13 protein-coding genes are annotated in these 16,075 nt (G+C 47.8%); 12 read left to right on the forward strand and 1 reads right to left on the reverse strand.

The annotated features are described in order from the left end of the window. The 11 genes from K4H28_RS08780 (at position 1) to clpB (ending at position 12,020) form a co-directional block, all read left to right on the forward strand. Complete coding sequence (locus K4H28_RS08780; protein ID WP_221004849.1) at positions 1-549, forward strand: GspH/FimT family pseudopilin; 549 nt, start codon at positions 1-3, stop codon at positions 547-549. After that, the gene (locus K4H28_RS08785) at positions 540-1,217 is read left to right on the forward strand and encodes a PilW family protein (RefSeq protein ID WP_221004850.1); all 678 of its coding nucleotides are present in this window, start codon (positions 540-542) and stop codon (positions 1,215-1,217) included. Before K4H28_RS08780 ends, K4H28_RS08785 begins: the two co-directional genes overlap by 10 nt. A 19-nt stretch (positions 1,218-1,236) precedes the next feature. After that, positions 1,237-2,598 carry a pilus assembly PilX family protein gene (locus K4H28_RS08790; RefSeq protein WP_221004851.1) on the forward strand — a complete coding sequence of 454 codons (1,362 nt, stop codon included), beginning with the start codon at positions 1,237-1,239 and terminating at the stop codon, positions 2,596-2,598. Positions 2,599-2,610: 12 nt separating this feature from the next. Further along, positions 2,611-3,312 carry a type IV pilus modification PilV family protein gene (locus K4H28_RS08795; RefSeq protein WP_221004852.1) on the forward strand — a complete coding sequence of 234 codons (702 nt, stop codon included), beginning with the start codon at positions 2,611-2,613 and terminating at the stop codon, positions 3,310-3,312. Between the two features lie 178 nt (positions 3,313-3,490). Next, positions 3,491-4,027 (forward strand): GspH/FimT family pseudopilin, encoded by a 537-nt coding sequence (locus K4H28_RS08800; protein ID WP_221004853.1) that lies wholly within the window; start codon positions 3,491-3,493, stop codon positions 4,025-4,027. Then, entirely contained in the window at positions 4,017-4,652 is a 636-nt protein-coding gene (locus K4H28_RS08805; RefSeq protein WP_221004854.1) for a PilW family protein, read from the forward strand. Before K4H28_RS08800 ends, K4H28_RS08805 begins: the two co-directional genes overlap by 11 nt. After that, positions 4,576-5,982, forward strand: a complete 1,407-nt coding sequence (locus K4H28_RS08810; RefSeq protein WP_221004855.1) for a pilus assembly PilX family protein — start codon at positions 4,576-4,578, stop codon at positions 5,980-5,982. The genes K4H28_RS08805 and K4H28_RS08810 overlap by 77 nt, the downstream gene beginning before the upstream one ends. After that, positions 5,982-6,602: a type IV pilus modification PilV family protein gene (locus K4H28_RS08815; RefSeq protein ID WP_221004856.1), complete on the forward strand. Its 621-nt coding sequence runs from the start codon at positions 5,982-5,984 to the stop codon at positions 6,600-6,602. The genes K4H28_RS08810 and K4H28_RS08815 overlap by 1 nt, the downstream gene beginning before the upstream one ends. A gap of 159 nt (positions 6,603-6,761) precedes the next feature. Continuing rightward, the gene (locus K4H28_RS08820; protein WP_221004857.1) at positions 6,762-9,026 is read left to right on the forward strand and encodes an arginine/lysine/ornithine decarboxylase; all 2,265 of its coding nucleotides are present in this window, start codon (positions 6,762-6,764) and stop codon (positions 9,024-9,026) included. A 105-nt stretch (positions 9,027-9,131) separates the two neighbouring features. Beyond that, positions 9,132-9,278, forward strand: coding sequence for a hypothetical protein (locus K4H28_RS08825; RefSeq protein WP_221004858.1), 147 nt, complete (start codon positions 9,132-9,134; stop codon positions 9,276-9,278). A 165-nt stretch (positions 9,279-9,443) separates the two neighbouring features. Continuing rightward, positions 9,444-12,020, forward strand: coding sequence for an ATP-dependent chaperone ClpB (gene clpB / locus K4H28_RS08830; RefSeq protein ID WP_221004859.1), 2,577 nt, complete (start codon positions 9,444-9,446; stop codon positions 12,018-12,020). 98 nt (positions 12,021-12,118) lie between these two features. On the opposite strand, the gene K4H28_RS08835 is transcribed toward clpB, so the two are convergent. Further along, positions 12,119-12,301 carry a YjfB family protein gene (locus K4H28_RS08835; protein ID WP_221004860.1) on the reverse strand — a complete coding sequence of 61 codons (183 nt, stop codon included), beginning with the start codon at positions 12,299-12,301 and terminating at the stop codon, positions 12,119-12,121. Positions 12,302-12,392: 91 nt separating this feature from the next. Between K4H28_RS08835 and dnaE the strand changes: the two genes are divergently transcribed. Next, complete coding sequence (gene dnaE / locus K4H28_RS08840; RefSeq protein WP_221004861.1) at positions 12,393-15,836, forward strand: DNA polymerase III subunit alpha; 3,444 nt, start codon at positions 12,393-12,395, stop codon at positions 15,834-15,836. Positions 15,837-16,075 lie beyond the last annotated feature (239 nt).

Raw genomic sequence — 16,075 nt, forward strand, 5'->3', positions numbered from 1 at the left:
ATGAAACAGCCATCGCCAAAACACACCCACGGCTTTACGCTGATTGAACTATTAATCACCATCGCAATTCTTGGCATTGTATTAGCGATTGCGGTTCCTAATTTTTCGCAGTGGTATCAACGCAAACAGCTAGAAGGCATCGCGAATGAATTTCTTTCATTAGTGAATTACGCACGCAATGATGCGATTAAGCGAAATAAAATAACTTATCTTTTTACAGAAAGAACTGCTGATAATGATTGGAACTTAAGAGCAACAACGACAAACCCATGCACAGCAGGAACTACAACATGCGAAATTCGTAGCTTAGATGCTGCGCTTAATACAAAAATTAAAGTAAAAGCCATCAGTACAGCATTTCTCGCAGGTCCTACAAAAATAAATCCGATCGACAATTTATTTAAATTTGATAGTGGAACAACGGCTCAATCGATTACTTTTGGGACTGGGCAATATCAACTTCAAGCTAATATCACCACGACGGGTGTAGCCAGCCTATGCACACCTTCCACTCAACCTGCGATGCCAGGGTTTAATACATGTCCATAAAATCAATTAAGCGTCAGACTGGTATCTCTCTGATTGAGATTCTCGTTTCTACTGCTGTTGGCCTGTTATTACTTTCCGCAGCTGCATCTGTTGCTATTTCAAGTTTATCCAGCAACAAAAATAGTCTTATCAATGGCAAAGCTGCTGAAGACTTGCAAACCATGATGAATACCATTACTAGGGACGTGCGCAGAGCTGGATATAATTTTAACGCCGAACTGGGTACAGAAACCGACAATCAACGTTTTCGCAAAATTTGGTTCTTTAACGAAACAGCCACTGGTAGCGGTCAATTCAAATGCATGGTATTTCGATATGATCGCTATCCAGAAAGTAGCAACCTAGTTCAACCAGGAAATGGCACTGTCGACACAGGCGATGTCCGTGGCTTGCGTCTGAATGCAAACCAGCTTGAAACCTTGATCACGACCACAACCGTAGTACCAACAACGTGCCCAACTACGGGCTGGGCAGCCATTTCAAGTAGCGCAAATTTAAAACTATCCGGTACTAGCGCCCTCACGTTTGAACCCAAACAAGTCATGCTGATGGATGGTAGTTTTGTGGTCGATAGTCTCATCATCACCTTAACGGGTAACGCGGCGAACGCGAATCCAATCACTATCAGTGAAACGATTCAGTTACGTAATCGCCCCATAAAACAGTAAGCTTTAGGATAGTTTCAATATGCAATCGACATCTTGCAAGCACAGATCAATATCCTACCAACGTGGTGTAGCCGCCCTGATTGTCACGATTATGCTGGGTTTAATTGCGACTTTGGGTGCTTTTTATGCGCAGCGCAGTAGCGACTTGACACAAAAATCATCAAGCAACTCCTATCAAAACGTAGCTGCACTGCAAGCCGCTGAGTCAGGCGCTGATGCCTTCATCCAACTGATACAGGCTGATTTAGCGACCTTAGCAACAGCCGCCCCCCCACCAGCCACACAACCTGCTACTAACATTTTAGTTAAAACATGGGGGGCAGGTGGTGCAACAACGAGCTGCGCACTGAGCGGAGGTACATTGAACGTACCTTATGAATTCAAAGCGAGCCTGAAAGGAACAGACCCGAAAGAGTTTGATTCTGCAAAATACGTACAAAACATTGTCGCGCCCGTTGCAACAATCTCTGGCGTAGCACAGGGGATAGGCTGGCGTGCTCAGGCTAAAATTGCCAACGGCTATCTTTATATTAAATCGGAAGGTTGTGTGGGTAACACAGGAACCGTGGGGGACGGCAATGTTTGCGCAGATACATCGCTAGCAACAGCAGTAGTTCGCCGCAGCATTAAAATGAATGGCTCGATTGCTCCGAGCAACAATGCATTAACGATACGCAAGCATATTGATACCCGCACAACTTTAAACATCAGCAAAAAATCCACATCAGTAGCACCAGCTTGCGGTGTAATGTATGGCGACGGCGGCGCTGGAGGAACTTGCAACCCAGCAACTGATGCTAAAGGCTGCCTAAGCTTATTGGCGTTTCCATCATTTACTGATGTTGGGAAAAAAGCTGAATTAGATGCAACAGTAATGGCATTAAATGATGAAAATTACTTCAAATCTTTCTCTGGAAATTTATCCACAGCTGAATTTAAAGCAATGAGTGGTACACCAGTAACTAATTGCACTCAAGCGGCGGCAGTTCCTGCGTCACAAAAGTTTATTTGGTGGGAGGGCAACCTTAGTGCTGTTTGTACATTTCCAGTTGGCAAATTTATTGTCATAAATGGCGACGTAACCAGCCCGATGACCGCACAAGGGGAATCGTTTGTATATGTTACGGGCAATGTCTATCAAAACGGGGCTATGACCATCGAAGGCTCAGCAGCCGTCGCAGGTATATGGGATGTGGGTCCCTTAGGCGTAGACCCGGCTATTTCGGGACACCCTGGTCTAAATGGCAAAACCGATGCACTTGGTGCTCTTGCGCATACGCATACCTCAGCAGGCTCGCTCACCATTAGCTATGTCAAAACCAGCTTCGACCTCCCTACGAGCAGCGTAACCACCACCACTGGCTCATGGATTGACTTTTAAAAGGGCAACACAATGAATAAGCATTCTGGATTTAGCCTGATTGAAATCTTGATTTCGGTGATTTTGTTAGGCGTCACGGCGTTGGGATTAGCCAAGTTCAATGCAATCCAAACCCTTGGCACTACCGTTGCCAAGGACCAACAATATGCAACACGTCTTGCGGAAGGTCTGCTTGAGGAAGTTAAACAATCAGCGCGGATTCGCCAAGCCCCCGTTAGTCCATTAAACGGAGTGGCATTAAGCACCGTGAGCGGGACTGAATTTACAGGAAGCAAGTCCAACAGTACTTCAACATTTAACGTCAACGTAAAATATAGCGTAGCACCAGACTGGATTGATGATGCCGCCACAACAGATGATACGATTGCATTTAAAGCTCAAGTGCATGTCAATTGGGTCAGTGCAGACGGGAAAACTCAAAATGTAGTACTTGTGAACGATATCAATTATGTTAAGTCAGCGGATACAGCTGCGCCTGCAATGCCAAGCTCTGTATGTCGTTGGGATAACGCCCAAGCACTTTACCCACAAGGCTCATGGACGATTAAAGGGACTGAAGTTTTCTTCTGCTACAAAGCAGGCGGTTGCGCTAAAGGCGCTCACAACCATCCGAATGCCAAACCAGACGAATGGAAAGCAATGACAGGCAACCCCACTCCGGCCCAAGGGGGAGTCTGCAACCCACCAAATCCTGATGGCTCGCCTAGACCATAAAAGCAGCACATAGGGTGGAATAAGCGACGCTTATTCCACCCTACTCTCACCAGACTTTCTGTCATTTATTCCACACCCAGCACCACCCCTCCCCCAAAAAATACCGTTTAACGAAAACTTGTCAGCTAAGCCCTCATTTCTGTAACAATGCGTATCTTTTGCCAAAACTTACAAGTCGATGCCTGCTCGTTCCCTTGGTTTTACCCTCATTGAGCTGATGATTACCATCGTGATTTTGGGGGTTGCGCTCGCAATTGCGGTGCCGGATTTAATGCGTTTTGTAAATCAAAGTCGAGTCAAAGGTGTGGCCGAAAATTTTGCGCAAGATTTGGTTTTTGCGCGCACTGAAGCGGTTCGCCTAGGAAAACCAGTACGCCTCAATGTGGCGAGTACTTGTTATGGCATCACCAGTGAAAATACCCCTTGTGACTGCACCAAGACCAACCCTAGCGACACCCTATTTTGCAAACTCAAACGCGATGGCGATTGGCGTAATATCACCCTCAATAGAGGAACACACTTTGATGGTATCGTTTTCGATGGCATCCGCGGTTTACCAAATGATTCATCGATGGCCATCCTAACTGGGACACAAACCGCAGAGATCAGTCAAAATGATATTGGCGCAGTCAACGTGTCGATGTCGGTCACCGGCAGCGTATGCATTAGCTCACCTGCGAGCAAAAAAATAGCGGGGTATCCTAATGCATGCTAATTATTCTAATAAAAAGACAGCAATACCCAACCAACAAGGTTTTACACTGATTGAAGTATTGGTCGCAATGGCTTTAGGGCTGATTATTATCGGTGGGGCTTTTTCGTACTTTCTCAGCACACTCAAAACCAGCAAAGCCATGCTGTCACAAAGTAAATTGCAACAAGAAATTCGCGCCAGCGCCGATTTAATGCAAAGAGACTTACGCCGCGCGGGGTATAAACCCAATGGCAGCACAGCAAATGTGGGCACGATTTATTTAGGTAAAACCGATGCCGCACTTAGCGCGAACAACTGTGTGTTATATAGCTATGTCAACGAGCAAAATGTACTTCGGGTGAGTGGTTTTTTATTACATAACAATAAACTCTATATGTACACCCAATCGGGTACAGCCACGAATGACTGCCCAAGCTCAGCCGATACCAACACAGCTTGGTCGCCAATGACTTTAGGTAGCAATAATAAAATTACGCTATTTAATCCAACCATTGATGACAACGGTAGTCGACCACTATTACGCCTCGCGATAAAAGGCGAGCTGAGTCATGATGCCCAAGCCGTTTTTGAACTTTCACAACAAATCACCCTACACAATGCCCCTGCCACTGGCAGTGCAATCTAAATTCGCGATGATCAATCTACAAAACACCCCACTCAAACAACAACGTGGAATCGCCACTTTACTCATCACCGTCATGATGCTGATTGTGCTGGGCATTATGGCGCTTTACACGAATCGCTCGATTTTCATCGAGCAAAAAACCACCACCAATACCTATAAACATGCGCTCGCTTTAGAATCAGCACAGTCTGGCTTAGAGCACTTTATAGGTGAAATATCTGCGGCAGATAAAACTGTCGGAACCGAAACTAATTACAAAAAATATTTTGACCCGCCAGCAGGTACTGCAACAGAATGGACGCTCAAAGCCGGATACGATAACAAAGAAAAAATTAATAACAAAGGTTATCTGAATGCAGCAACAGGAGCGACCACGCATGATTTTTTACAGACAGGCTTAAAACTTGCCAAAAGCTTTACCCTTCCCTTAGCCAAGGATGCAGCTGGAGCGGATATCAGCGGTCAAGCCCAAACATATCAGGTTTTTTTATATTCAATTGCCCCCGCATCAGCCAGCGACAAAACACGCTTTGTATTGATAAGCCAAGGTTGCTCGGATGAATGCGCATACGCACAAGCCTTTGTGGTGACTGAGTTTACGATAGGCGAATCTAAAGTATGTCCACTCGATATCAATGGTAAATTGCAAACCATTGATGGTCCAAGTATCAACGCCTACACCCAAGGTCATTCTGAATATAACTGCGGGCTTAGCCTAGGCAGTACGCCAATCAATACTGGCACGGGTAACACCAATGACATTAAAGGCTGTATTACAGACTGTAATACCAGCCCATATACGCCGCCCTATAGCGTTCAAACCGATCCCAATATCGACAATCACTTTAAAAAATACTTCAAAGAAGATTTTGGAACAGTAAAAAATAAAGCTTCAACTTGCAAACTCGTCGGCAATAAAACGCAAGCGGATCTAGATGCTACGGCATTAAGCGCCGCATGCGGCACCAGCAAAACTATTCTGATCACCGGCGACCTTAGCATCGCACCAGGTTCATTTAGCATTCCTTACAATACAACACTTTATCCCAAAGGAATTACCCTAATTGTTGAAAAAAATCTCTATATCCCTGAAGCCGGATCAACCGTTGGGGCTAGTGTGTCATTCGATGGATTCCTATATGTCAGGGGTGACTCCATAGGAGGCACCAATGTAGCAGGGTCATTAAATATAAATGGTGGAGCCGCATTTGCTGGTGATGTAACAGGAAAATTAGCTTTTGCTGTATATGCTGACCCCACTAAAGCCAAAGTGCCTGGCTTAGGTGGACTCACTGCTAATTTCCGCAGTGGTTCATGGAGGGATTTCTAATGTCATCCCAACAAAAACAATACGGCATTAGCTTAATTGAAGTGCTGGTTTCAATTGTAATTTTGTCATTAGGCCTACTCGCTTTGTCTGGATTTACCGGCAATCTTTATCGCAATGTAAACCACGCAGCCGATCGTTCTCGGGGTTTAGCAATGGCACAGCAAATCATAGATAACGCACGAACAAAATCAGTCACCGATCTCGTTGACGGGGCCGATGCAACGCCTGCTGATTGCAGCACAAGCAAAATTCGCCGCTACTGGAAAGTAGTTGATGTGGTTGGTGGCAACGGTGTGAAACATTTATCAGTCAATGCCTGCTGGACCAATGCATTAGGCGAATTGCAAACCGTTGCCACGAGCACTTTTATTGGCACCAATAGCACGGGGATTGCATTAGGTTCTCCACCCGTTGCGCCGGCAGCCGCGGCATGTAAAGGCATCCCGTATGCCGACAAAAATCCCCCCTATTCTTCAGGTGTTATCGTCACCCTAGACAGTAAAGACTACACTTGTACCGCTGACGCTTATAACGCTTACTGTGGAGATACAGCCTGGCGACCTGGTACAAACAATGGCAAATTACCATGGGGAAATGGTGTCGACTGCACACAACCTTGATTTATTACCATCATGAATAAATCATCCACTCAAATCTGATCATTGATCGCAAATTTAATGCTCGGATTTTGGACAAAATAATATAAAAAAAATATTTCTAGTTTAAACTACGCCCCTGCCCCCAGCTTGGGGCGTTTTCACTTTTAGCGAAGGAATCACATGCGCTTTAACTTTCCCCTCGTCATCATCGACGAAGACTTCCGCACCGAGAACACCAGTGGTTCCGGTATTCGTGAACTGGCTGCGGCAATTGAGGCCGAGGGCATGGATGTGGTGGGCTATACCAGTTATGGCGACCTGACCTCCTTCGCACAGCAACAAAGCCGTGCTTCTGGTTTTATTTTGTCGATCGACGACGAAGAATTCGGCGCTGGTTCGAAAGAAGAAACACATGCAGCATTAACTAACCTACGCGATTTCGTCGCCGAAATCCGCCGCCGCAATCCTGATATTCCAATCTATATCTACGGCGAAACGCGCACTGCACGCCACATTCCAAACGATATCTTGCGCGAATTGCATGGTTTTATTCATATGCATGAGGACACGCCAGAATTCGTCGCGCGGCATATTATCCGCGAAGCGAAATCCTATCTCGATACGCTCGCGCCTCCGTTTTTCCGCGCACTCACGCATTACGCCAATGATGGTTCATATTCATGGCATTGCCCTGGTCACTCGGGTGGCGTGGCATTTTTGAAATCACCCGTTGGGCAAATGTTCCACCAATTCTTTGGTGAAAATATGCTGCGCGCCGACGTGTGCAATGCGGTGGAAGAACTCGGTCAATTGCTCGACCATACCGGCCCGATTGCAGCGTCTGAGCGCAATGCAGCGCGCATTTTTAATGCTGACCATCTATTTTTCGTGACCAATGGCACGTCTACGTCGAACAAAATCGTTTGGCATTCTACCGTTGCACCGGGCGATGTGGTCGTCGTCGATCGCAACTGCCACAAATCGATCCTGCATTCGATCATGATGATGGGCGCGGTGCCGGTATTTTTGATGCCAACGCGCAATCATTACGGGATTATTGGCCCGATTCCAAAAAGCGAATTTACGCCAGAAAACATCCGTAAAAAGATGATGGAAAATCCATTTGCGCGTGAAAAATTGCTCGAAAATCCAGACTTCAAACCGCGTATTTTGACGATTACACAATCGACTTACGACGGCATTATGTACAACGTCGAAGACATCAAAGGCATGCTCGACGGTGAAATCGATACGCTGCATTTCGATGAAGCTTGGTTACCGCACGCGGCATTCCACGAGTTTTACGGCGATTATCATGCGATTGGCGAAGATCGTCCGCGTTGTAAAGAATCAATGGTGTTCTCAACGCAATCGACGCATAAATTACTCGCGGGTTTGAGCCAAGCTTCGCAAATTTTGGTGCAAGACCCAGAAAATCGCAAACTCGACCGTGATTTATTCAACGAAGCTTATTTGATGCACACGTCAACCAGCCCACAATATTCAATTATTGCGTCGTGCGATGTTGCGGCAGCGATGATGGAAGCGCCGGGCGGTACGGCTCTGGTTGAAGAATCGTTGATGGAAGCACTCGATTTCCGCCGCGCAATGCGCAAAGTGGATGAAGAGTACGGTGAAGACTGGTGGTTTAGCGTGTGGGGGCCAGATGATTTGACCGATGAAGGTTTAGATCATCGTGATGCTTGGATGCTCAAAGCTGGGGATAATTGGCATGGCTTTGGCGATATCGCCGATGGCTTTAATATGCTCGACCCGATCAAAGCAACCATCCTCACGCCAGGTTTGGATTTGAACGGTGATTTCGATGCGCAAGGTATTCCAGCGAGTATTGTAACGAAGTATCTGGCTGAACACGGTGTCGTTGTTGAGAAGTGCGGGCTATACTCCTTCTTTATTATGTTTACTATCGGCATTACTAAAGGCCGTTGGAACACATTGCTGGCGGCCTTGCAGCAGTTTAAAGACGAATACGATAAAAACGCCCCACTTTGGCGTGTATTGCCAGACTTTATTGCCAAATTCCCACAATACGAACGCCTTGGCTTGCGCGACCTTTGCCAGCAAATTCATGGTATTTACAAAGAACACGGTGTTGCTCGTCTAACAACCGAGATGTATTTGTCGGACATGGTACCGGCCATGAAGCCCGCCAAAGCCTTTGCTAAAATGGCACACAAAGAAATCGACCGTGTCGCCATTGATGAACTCGAAGGCCGCGTAACAGCAGTGATGCTTACGCCGTATCCGCCAGGTATTCCACTGTTGATTCCAGGTGAAGTATTCAACAAAACGATTGTGGATTACCTGAAGTTTGCGCGTGATTTCAACCAGAAATTCCCTGGCTTTGAAACCTATATTCACGGTCTAGTCGCTGTGACGGAGGCAGGAAAAACCAATTATTTCATGGATTGTGTACGGACTTAATTCCATCCACTTCAAGCCCAAATCAACCGCCAGCTAGTCTGGCGGTTTTTTATTTTTTATAAAATTTGCTTACTATACTGCGCTAAAGAAATTTAGAGGCCAAGCATGTTAAGTCGCGAAGCATTCGAGCAAGAAATGGCTCGACTCGACCACATCATTCATTTTGGGCAATCTGATCAGGTCATCAGCTCGCTCAAAGCCTTGTTACGTGAACATCGATCAGCGCCAAATCAAGCCTGCCAAACTCTATGAGCCCAAACACACTGGGCGCAATAAGTCTGCGGCAAAAGCAGCCCTCATACCTTCCCCACCCTCACTGATAATCAGTACTTTCAAATATCTATTTAATTACAATCACTTGAAGAAACTGAAGGCGGCAGCCATGTATTCTTTAACTAAGCAAATTGGAGAAACAAAATGCGTTTCGATAAACTCACCACCAAGTTTCAACAAGCACTGGCCGATGCGCAAAGCCTCGCCAATATGAATGACAACGCCTATATCGAGCCACAGCACTTATTGCTTGCTTTGCTCAACGATGCAGATTCGGGCACTGCCGCCCTGCTCGCCCGCGCTGGTGTCAATGTGCAGCCACTGCGCACTGCACTCGATCTTGCTTTAGCCCGCATTGCAAAAGTATCGGGTAGCGATGCCGATTTAACCGTCGGCAAAGAACTCACCCGCCTACTGAATCAAACCGACAAAGCCGCGATGCAACGCGGCGATCAGTTTATTTCAAGCGATTTATTTTTAATTTCGCTGTGCGACGACAAAGGCGAAGCAGGCCGTCTTCTCAAAGAAAACGGCGGCAATAAAGCCGCACTGCAAGCCGCAGTCGATGCGGTGCGCGGTGGCAACGCGGTGAATAACCCTGAAGCTGACGGGCAACGTGAAGCACTTGAAAAATATTGTCTCGACCTCACCGAGCGAGCACGACAAGGCAAGCTCGACCCAGTTATTGGTCGCGACGATGAAATCCGCCGCGCGATTCAAGTTTTGCAACGCCGTACCAAAAATAATCCGGTGTTGATTGGTGAACCGGGCGTGGGTAAAACTGCGATTGTTGAAGGCTTGGCGCAACGCATTATCAATGGCGAAGTACCAGAGTCACTGAAAGGCAAACGGGTATTGTCTCTTGACCTAGCTTCATTGCTGGCTGGCGCTAAATACCGTGGCGATTTTGAAGAGCGTCTGAAAGCGGTACTCAGCGAGCTTGAAAAAGAAGCCGGCCAAGTCATCGTCTTTATCGATGAACTACATACGCTGGTTGGAGCCGGTAAAGCCGAAGGCGCGATGGACGCAGGCAATATGCTAAAACCAGCTCTCGCGCGTGGTGAATTGCATTGCTTGGGTGCGACGACACTCGATGAATATCGTAAATACATCGAGAAAGATGCAGCCCTAGAGCGCCGCTTCCAAAAAGTCATGGTCGACGAGCCAAGCGTTGAAGCAACGATTGCGATTTTGCGTGGCTTGCAAGAAAAATACGAAATCCATCACGGTGTGGAAATCACCGACCCCGCGATTGTCGCGGCAGCGGAATTATCACACCGCTACATCACAGATCGGTTCTTGCCCGATAAAGCCATCGATTTGATTGACGAGGCAGCGGCTAAAATCAAAATGGAAATCGACAGCAAGCCCGAAGTGATGGACAAGCTTGATCGCCGGATTATTCAGCTCAAAATCGAACGCGAAGCGGTCAAACGCGAAAAAGACGAAGCGAGTAAAAAACGCCTCGCCTTGATTGAAGACGAAATCGCCAAACTCGATGTCGAATATTCCGATTTGGACGAAATCTGGAAAGCCGAAAAAGCCAGTGTGCTGGGCAGCCAAGCGATTCGCGAAGAAATCGAGCAAGTCAAAATGGCGATGGACACCGCGCGCCGCGCTGGTGAATGGGATAAGGCATCCGAGTTGCAATACGGCCAATTGCCGCAACTGGAAGCCAAACTCAAAGCGGCCGAGGCCTCCGAAACCACTGGTGGTACGAATAAACTCTTGCGTACGCAAGTGGGTGCCGAAGAAATCGCCGAAGTGGTTAGCCGCGCCACAGGTATTCCTGTGAGCAAAATGCTACAAGGCGAGCGAGAAAAATTGCTGCACATGGAAGACGTCTTGCATCAACGCGTAGTCGGCCAAGATGAAGCCGTTCGTTTGGTATCGGATGCGATTCGCCGCTCGCGCGCAGGCTTGGGTGATCCAAATCGGCCGTATGGCTCTTTCCTGTTTTTAGGGCCAACGGGCGTCGGTAAAACCGAGCTTTGCAAAACGCTGGCGAACTATTTGTTTGACTCAGAAGACCACATGATTCGCATCGATATGAGCGAATTTATGGAGAAACACTCAGTGGCTCGCTTGATTGGCGCGCCTCCGGGATACGTGGGTTATGAAGAAGGCGGGTATTTGACCGAGTTGGTACGCCGTAAACCGTACAGTGTAATTTTGCTGGATGAAGTTGAAAAAGCACATCCGGATGTATTTAATGTGCTGCTGCAAGTGCTCGATGATGGTCGCCTCACCGATGGCCAAGGCCGTACAGTCGACTTTAGAAATACCGTGGTCATTATGACGTCGAATCTTGGCAGCGATCACATTCAGCGCTTGGCCGACTCGGACTACCAAATCATCAAGCTGGCGGTGATGGCTGAAGTGAAAACGCACTTCCGGCCGGAGTTTATCAACCGGATTGATGAAGTTGTCGTCTTCCACGGTCTGGGCCAAGAGCAAATTCGCCATATTGCGCGGATTCAATTGGATAAACTGATGAATCGCTTGGCAAGCATGGAAATTGGATTAACGGTTTCTGATGCGGCGCTCGATCTGATTGCAGAAGCAGGCTTTGATCCAGTTTATGGCGCACGACCGCTGAAACGTGCGATCCAAAGCGAATTGGAAAATGTGCTGGCAAAACGCCTATTAGCGGGTGAATTTGCCGCGAAAGACACGATTCACGTCGACGCTAAAGACGGTGCAATGGTGTTTAGTCGCTAATTTGCGCTACTGCAAAATAAAATACGGCGCATCTGCGCCGTATTTTTTATGTATATGAATATAGCCTTTAATATATATTGGCTAGAATCAAATACCCACTAAGCTCGCGTATCGATATTCTGCCCAAGATTAGGCGGATTCACCGGTGCGGGCTGTGGGATCGCTTGCAACAAACTCAATGCGCCTTGTGCTTGGATATCCAAACTTTTGCGCAGCATCATCAGTGGAACAGGATTATTCGCCGATGCACTACTCGCCGCATTCACCATGCTATCGCTCATGATTATTCTCCTTCATCGTATTACCGCTTAATTATCGGCCTTTTTTCCACAAAATGAAGGGCGAGCGTTTGAGTAATGATAAAATGCTTAGATGAACGCACCTGCTTATATCCATCTACGCCTCCATTCCGAGTTTTCAGTTTCTGACGGCATTGTTCGTTTAGAAGATGCCGTCAAACGCGCCAAAGCCGATAAAATGCCGGCGCTTGGCATGTCGGACTTGATGAATCTTTTTGGTCTGGTCAAACATTACAAAGCCTGCCGCAACGCAGGGATTAAGCCGATTATTGGCTTGGATGCGTGGATCGAAAATCCAGATAATCGCGACAAACCGTTCCGTACGCTGCTGATTTGTAAAAATCGCGATGGTTATGGTCGTTTGTGCGAACTGATTACGATGGCATTTCGCGATAATCAATATCGCGGCCGTGGTGAGCTAAAAAAAGAATGGTTTACCGCAGGCGATAATAGCGGCCTGATTGCGCTGTCTGGCGCGGAGCTGGGCGAAATCGGCCAGCAGTTTTTGGCTAATAATTCAGACCTCGCCACCACCGCCGCCCAATGGTGGTCGGCGCAGTTCCCTAATAGTTTTTACTTAGAAATTCAGCGCACCGGTACGCAAGCGAGCGAGACCAGCTTGCAGCGCCAGCTCGATTTGGCGGGTGATCTCAATCTGCCGGTGGTCGCAACGCATCCGATCCAGTTTATGGATCCGGATGATTTTAAAGCGCATGAAGCGCGCACCTGCATTTCGGCGGGATTTGTCATGAACGACAAACGTCGCCCCAAAGATTTTACCGAAGAGCAATATTTCAAAACCACCGCACAAATGCAGGAATTGTTTGCCGATCTGCCCGAGGCGCTGGCCAATACGGTAACGATTGCTCAACGCTGCAATATTGAGATTGTGCTCGGCAAAAACGTATTACCACCGTTCCCTACACCCGAAGGCATGACGCTGGATGATTTCCTGGTGTATGAGGCCAAACGCGGACTAGAAATGCGCCTTGCGCAGCTATACCTCGATGAAGCTGAGCGTGAAGCCGAGCGCCCTCGTTATTACGAACGACTCAAAATTGAAACCGATACCATTATTAATATGGGCTTCCCCGGTTACTTTTTGATCGTTGCTGACTTTATCGCTTGGGGCAAAGTCAACGGCTGCCCAGTGGGCCCCGGCCGTGGTTCAGGTGCGGGTTCGCTCGTTGCCTACAGCCTTGGCATTACCGATATTGATCCAACCGCCTATGCCCTGCTGTTTGAGCGCTTTTTGAATCCAGAACGCGTTTCAATGCCCGACTTTGATATCGATTTTTGCCAAGAAAATCGCTGGCGCGTCATTGAATACGTGCGAGAAAAATACGGCGCTGATGCGGTGAGCCAGATTGCGACTTTCGGTACGATGGCGGCCAAAGCGGTGGTGCGCGACGTCGGCCGTGTGCTGGATTTGCCGTATATGTTCTGCGATGGGGTTTCCAAACTGATTCCTGCCGCGCCCGGCAAGCAATATAGTCTGGACGATGCGCTGGAAATGGTGCCAGAACTCGCTGAGCGCGTTGAGCGCGAAGAAGAACTCAAAGAACTGTGGGAGCTGGCCAAAAAACTCGAAGGCTTAACGCGTAATATCGGTATGCATGCCGGTGGCGTGTTGATTGCACCGAATAAAATCACTGACTTTTGCCCTGTCTATCAAGCCGCAGGCGACGATGCATCGCCAGTATCGATGCTCGATAAAGACGACGTTGAAGCCGTTGGCTTGGTGAAATTCGACTTTTTGGGTCTGCGAAATCTAACGATTATTGAACTCGCGCTGCAATACATCAAAACGCAAACGGGCGAATATCTGGACTTAATGAGTCTGGGTTTTGGCGATCAAGCTGCGTATCAAGTTTTCCGCGATGCCAATACCACCGGCGTGTTTCAGGTCGAGTCAGATGGTATGAAACGCTTGCTCGAAAAGCTGGCACCCGACCGTTTTGAGGACATTATTGCGGTATTGGCGCTGTACCGTCCGGGTCCGCTCGGCTCGGGCATGGTCGACACCTTTATTAATCGTAAAAAAGGTCTTGAAGCGCCCGACTATTTCCACCCTGACCTTGAAAAATGTTTGGAACCGACTTACGGCGTTATCGTGTATCAAGAGCAGGTGATGCAGATTTCGCAGATTATCGGTGGCTATACGCTCGGCGGCGCCGATATGTTGCGCCGTGCGATGGGTAAGAAAAAGCCGGAAGAAATGGCCAAGCATAGGGAGACGATTGCTGAGGGTGCGGCCAAGCAAGGCTACGATCCAAAACTCGCCGAAACCTTGTTTGACTTGATGACCAAGTTTGCCGAGTACGGTTTTAATAAATCGCATACCGCGGCGTATGCCGTGGTGTCGTATCACACGGCATGGCTAAAAGCCCATCATACTGCCGCGTTTATGGCGGCGACGATGTCGTCCGAGCTAGATAATACCGAACAGCTCAAAGTGTTTTATGACGATTGCCTCGACAAAAAGAACAAACTCGTCATCTTGCCACCCGATTTAAATGAAAGTTTTTATCGCTTTGTTCCCGTAGGCAAAAAACAAATTCGCTACGCACTCGGCGCGATTAAGGGCGTGGGCGAAAGTGCAGTCAATATGATTGTGGCCGAGCGGGAGAAAAACGGCCCATTTAAAGACTTGTACGATTTATGCAGCCGAACGGATAAAAAAGAAGTGAATAAACGCGTGGTCGATGCGCTGATTCGCGGCGGTGCTTTTGATGCGCTTGAGCCCAATCGCGCCAAACTCATGGCCAACGTCGAGCAAGCGATGGCCGTCGCCGAAGCGGAGCTGGCCAATGCCAACCAATGCAGTCTGTTTGACATGCTCGAGCCGGCTGCCGCGCCGCAAATTGAGCACATTGAAGCCGAGCCGTGGGACGAAAAAATCAAACTCGCTGAAGAAAAAACTGCGATTGGGTTTTATCTATCCGGTCATCCATTTGACGCGCACGCCAAACCAATCAAAGGTTTAATCCGTACACGACTGGATCGCCTGCAAAATCAACGTGAACCGCAATTTATTGCGGGTATCGTCGCTGGCATGCGGATTAAAAATGGCGACCGAGGTCGGATGTGCTTTTTGCAGCTCGACGATGGTCATGCCAAAGTCGAGCTGACGCTGTATTCGGAATCCTATGAAGCCAATCGCACCAAGCTCAAAGAGGACACGCTGCTGGTCATCGAGGCCAAAGTCTCCGAGGATCGTTTTTCTGGCGGGCAGCGGATTATTGCCGATCGAGTCTTTGATCTTGCCGAAGCGCGCAGCCATTTCGCGCGTGCCTTGAAAATCAATATGGGCAGTGAAGCCGATGCCGCGCGACTGAAACAATTACTCGCTCCGCACACCGCAGAGCATGGCTGCGCTGTTGAAATTGATTATCAAAATACCGAAGCACGCTGCCAAATGACTTTGAATCACGCTTGGCGGATTTTATTACGCGATGAATTATTAGCCGATTTACGCGATTGGTTAGGCCCACAAGCAGCCGAACCTCGCTTCTAACCGTATTGCCCTCTAAGCCTTTTTATTAAATGCTTAGAGGGCAATACATCAACATTTTAATTCCACCGTCCTACTCTTCTTTTTATGCCTCCCCTGCGGCAAACTTCATCTTGATTTTAATCAATTTCTTACAAGCCTTCTGCCACTTTTCACATTCCATTTCTGCCATTAAAGGCATAAGATATTGTCATGAAAGAGATAAATATCTAAAGAGTATTGTTTAAGATAGTTTGATTTAG

Origin of the sequence: Deefgea tanakiae (genome assembly GCF_019665765.1) — a bacterium.
Taxonomy (GTDB): Bacteria; Pseudomonadota; Gammaproteobacteria; order Burkholderiales; family Chitinibacteraceae; genus Deefgea; species Deefgea tanakiae.

Bases quoted from the DNA above. Each gene is read 5' to 3' on its own strand.
- K4H28_RS08780 (WP_221004849.1), top strand. From the start codon at position 1: ATGAAACAGCCATCGCCAAAACACACCCACGGCTTTACGCTGATTGAA.
- K4H28_RS08785 (WP_221004850.1), top strand. From the start codon at position 540: ATGTCCATAAAATCAATTAAGCGTCAGACTGGTATCTCTCTGATTGAG.
- K4H28_RS08790 (WP_221004851.1), top strand. From the start codon at position 1,237: ATGCAATCGACATCTTGCAAGCACAGATCAATATCCTACCAACGTGGT.
- K4H28_RS08795 (WP_221004852.1), top strand. From the start codon at position 2,611: ATGAATAAGCATTCTGGATTTAGCCTGATTGAAATCTTGATTTCGGTG.
- K4H28_RS08800 (WP_221004853.1), top strand. From the start codon at position 3,491: ATGCCTGCTCGTTCCCTTGGTTTTACCCTCATTGAGCTGATGATTACC.
- K4H28_RS08805 (WP_221004854.1), top strand. From the start codon at position 4,017: ATGCATGCTAATTATTCTAATAAAAAGACAGCAATACCCAACCAACAA.
- K4H28_RS08810 (WP_221004855.1), top strand. From the start codon at position 4,576: ATGATGCCCAAGCCGTTTTTGAACTTTCACAACAAATCACCCTACACA.
- K4H28_RS08815 (WP_221004856.1), top strand. From the start codon at position 5,982: ATGTCATCCCAACAAAAACAATACGGCATTAGCTTAATTGAAGTGCTG.
- K4H28_RS08820 (WP_221004857.1), top strand. From the start codon at position 6,762: ATGCGCTTTAACTTTCCCCTCGTCATCATCGACGAAGACTTCCGCACC.
- K4H28_RS08825 (WP_221004858.1), top strand. From the start codon at position 9,132: ATGTTAAGTCGCGAAGCATTCGAGCAAGAAATGGCTCGACTCGACCAC.
- clpB (WP_221004859.1), top strand. From the start codon at position 9,444: ATGCGTTTCGATAAACTCACCACCAAGTTTCAACAAGCACTGGCCGAT.
- K4H28_RS08835 (WP_221004860.1), bottom strand. From the start codon at position 12,301: ATGAGCGATAGCATGGTGAATGCGGCGAGTAGTGCATCGGCGAATAAT.
- dnaE (WP_221004861.1), top strand. From the start codon at position 12,393: ATGAACGCACCTGCTTATATCCATCTACGCCTCCATTCCGAGTTTTCA.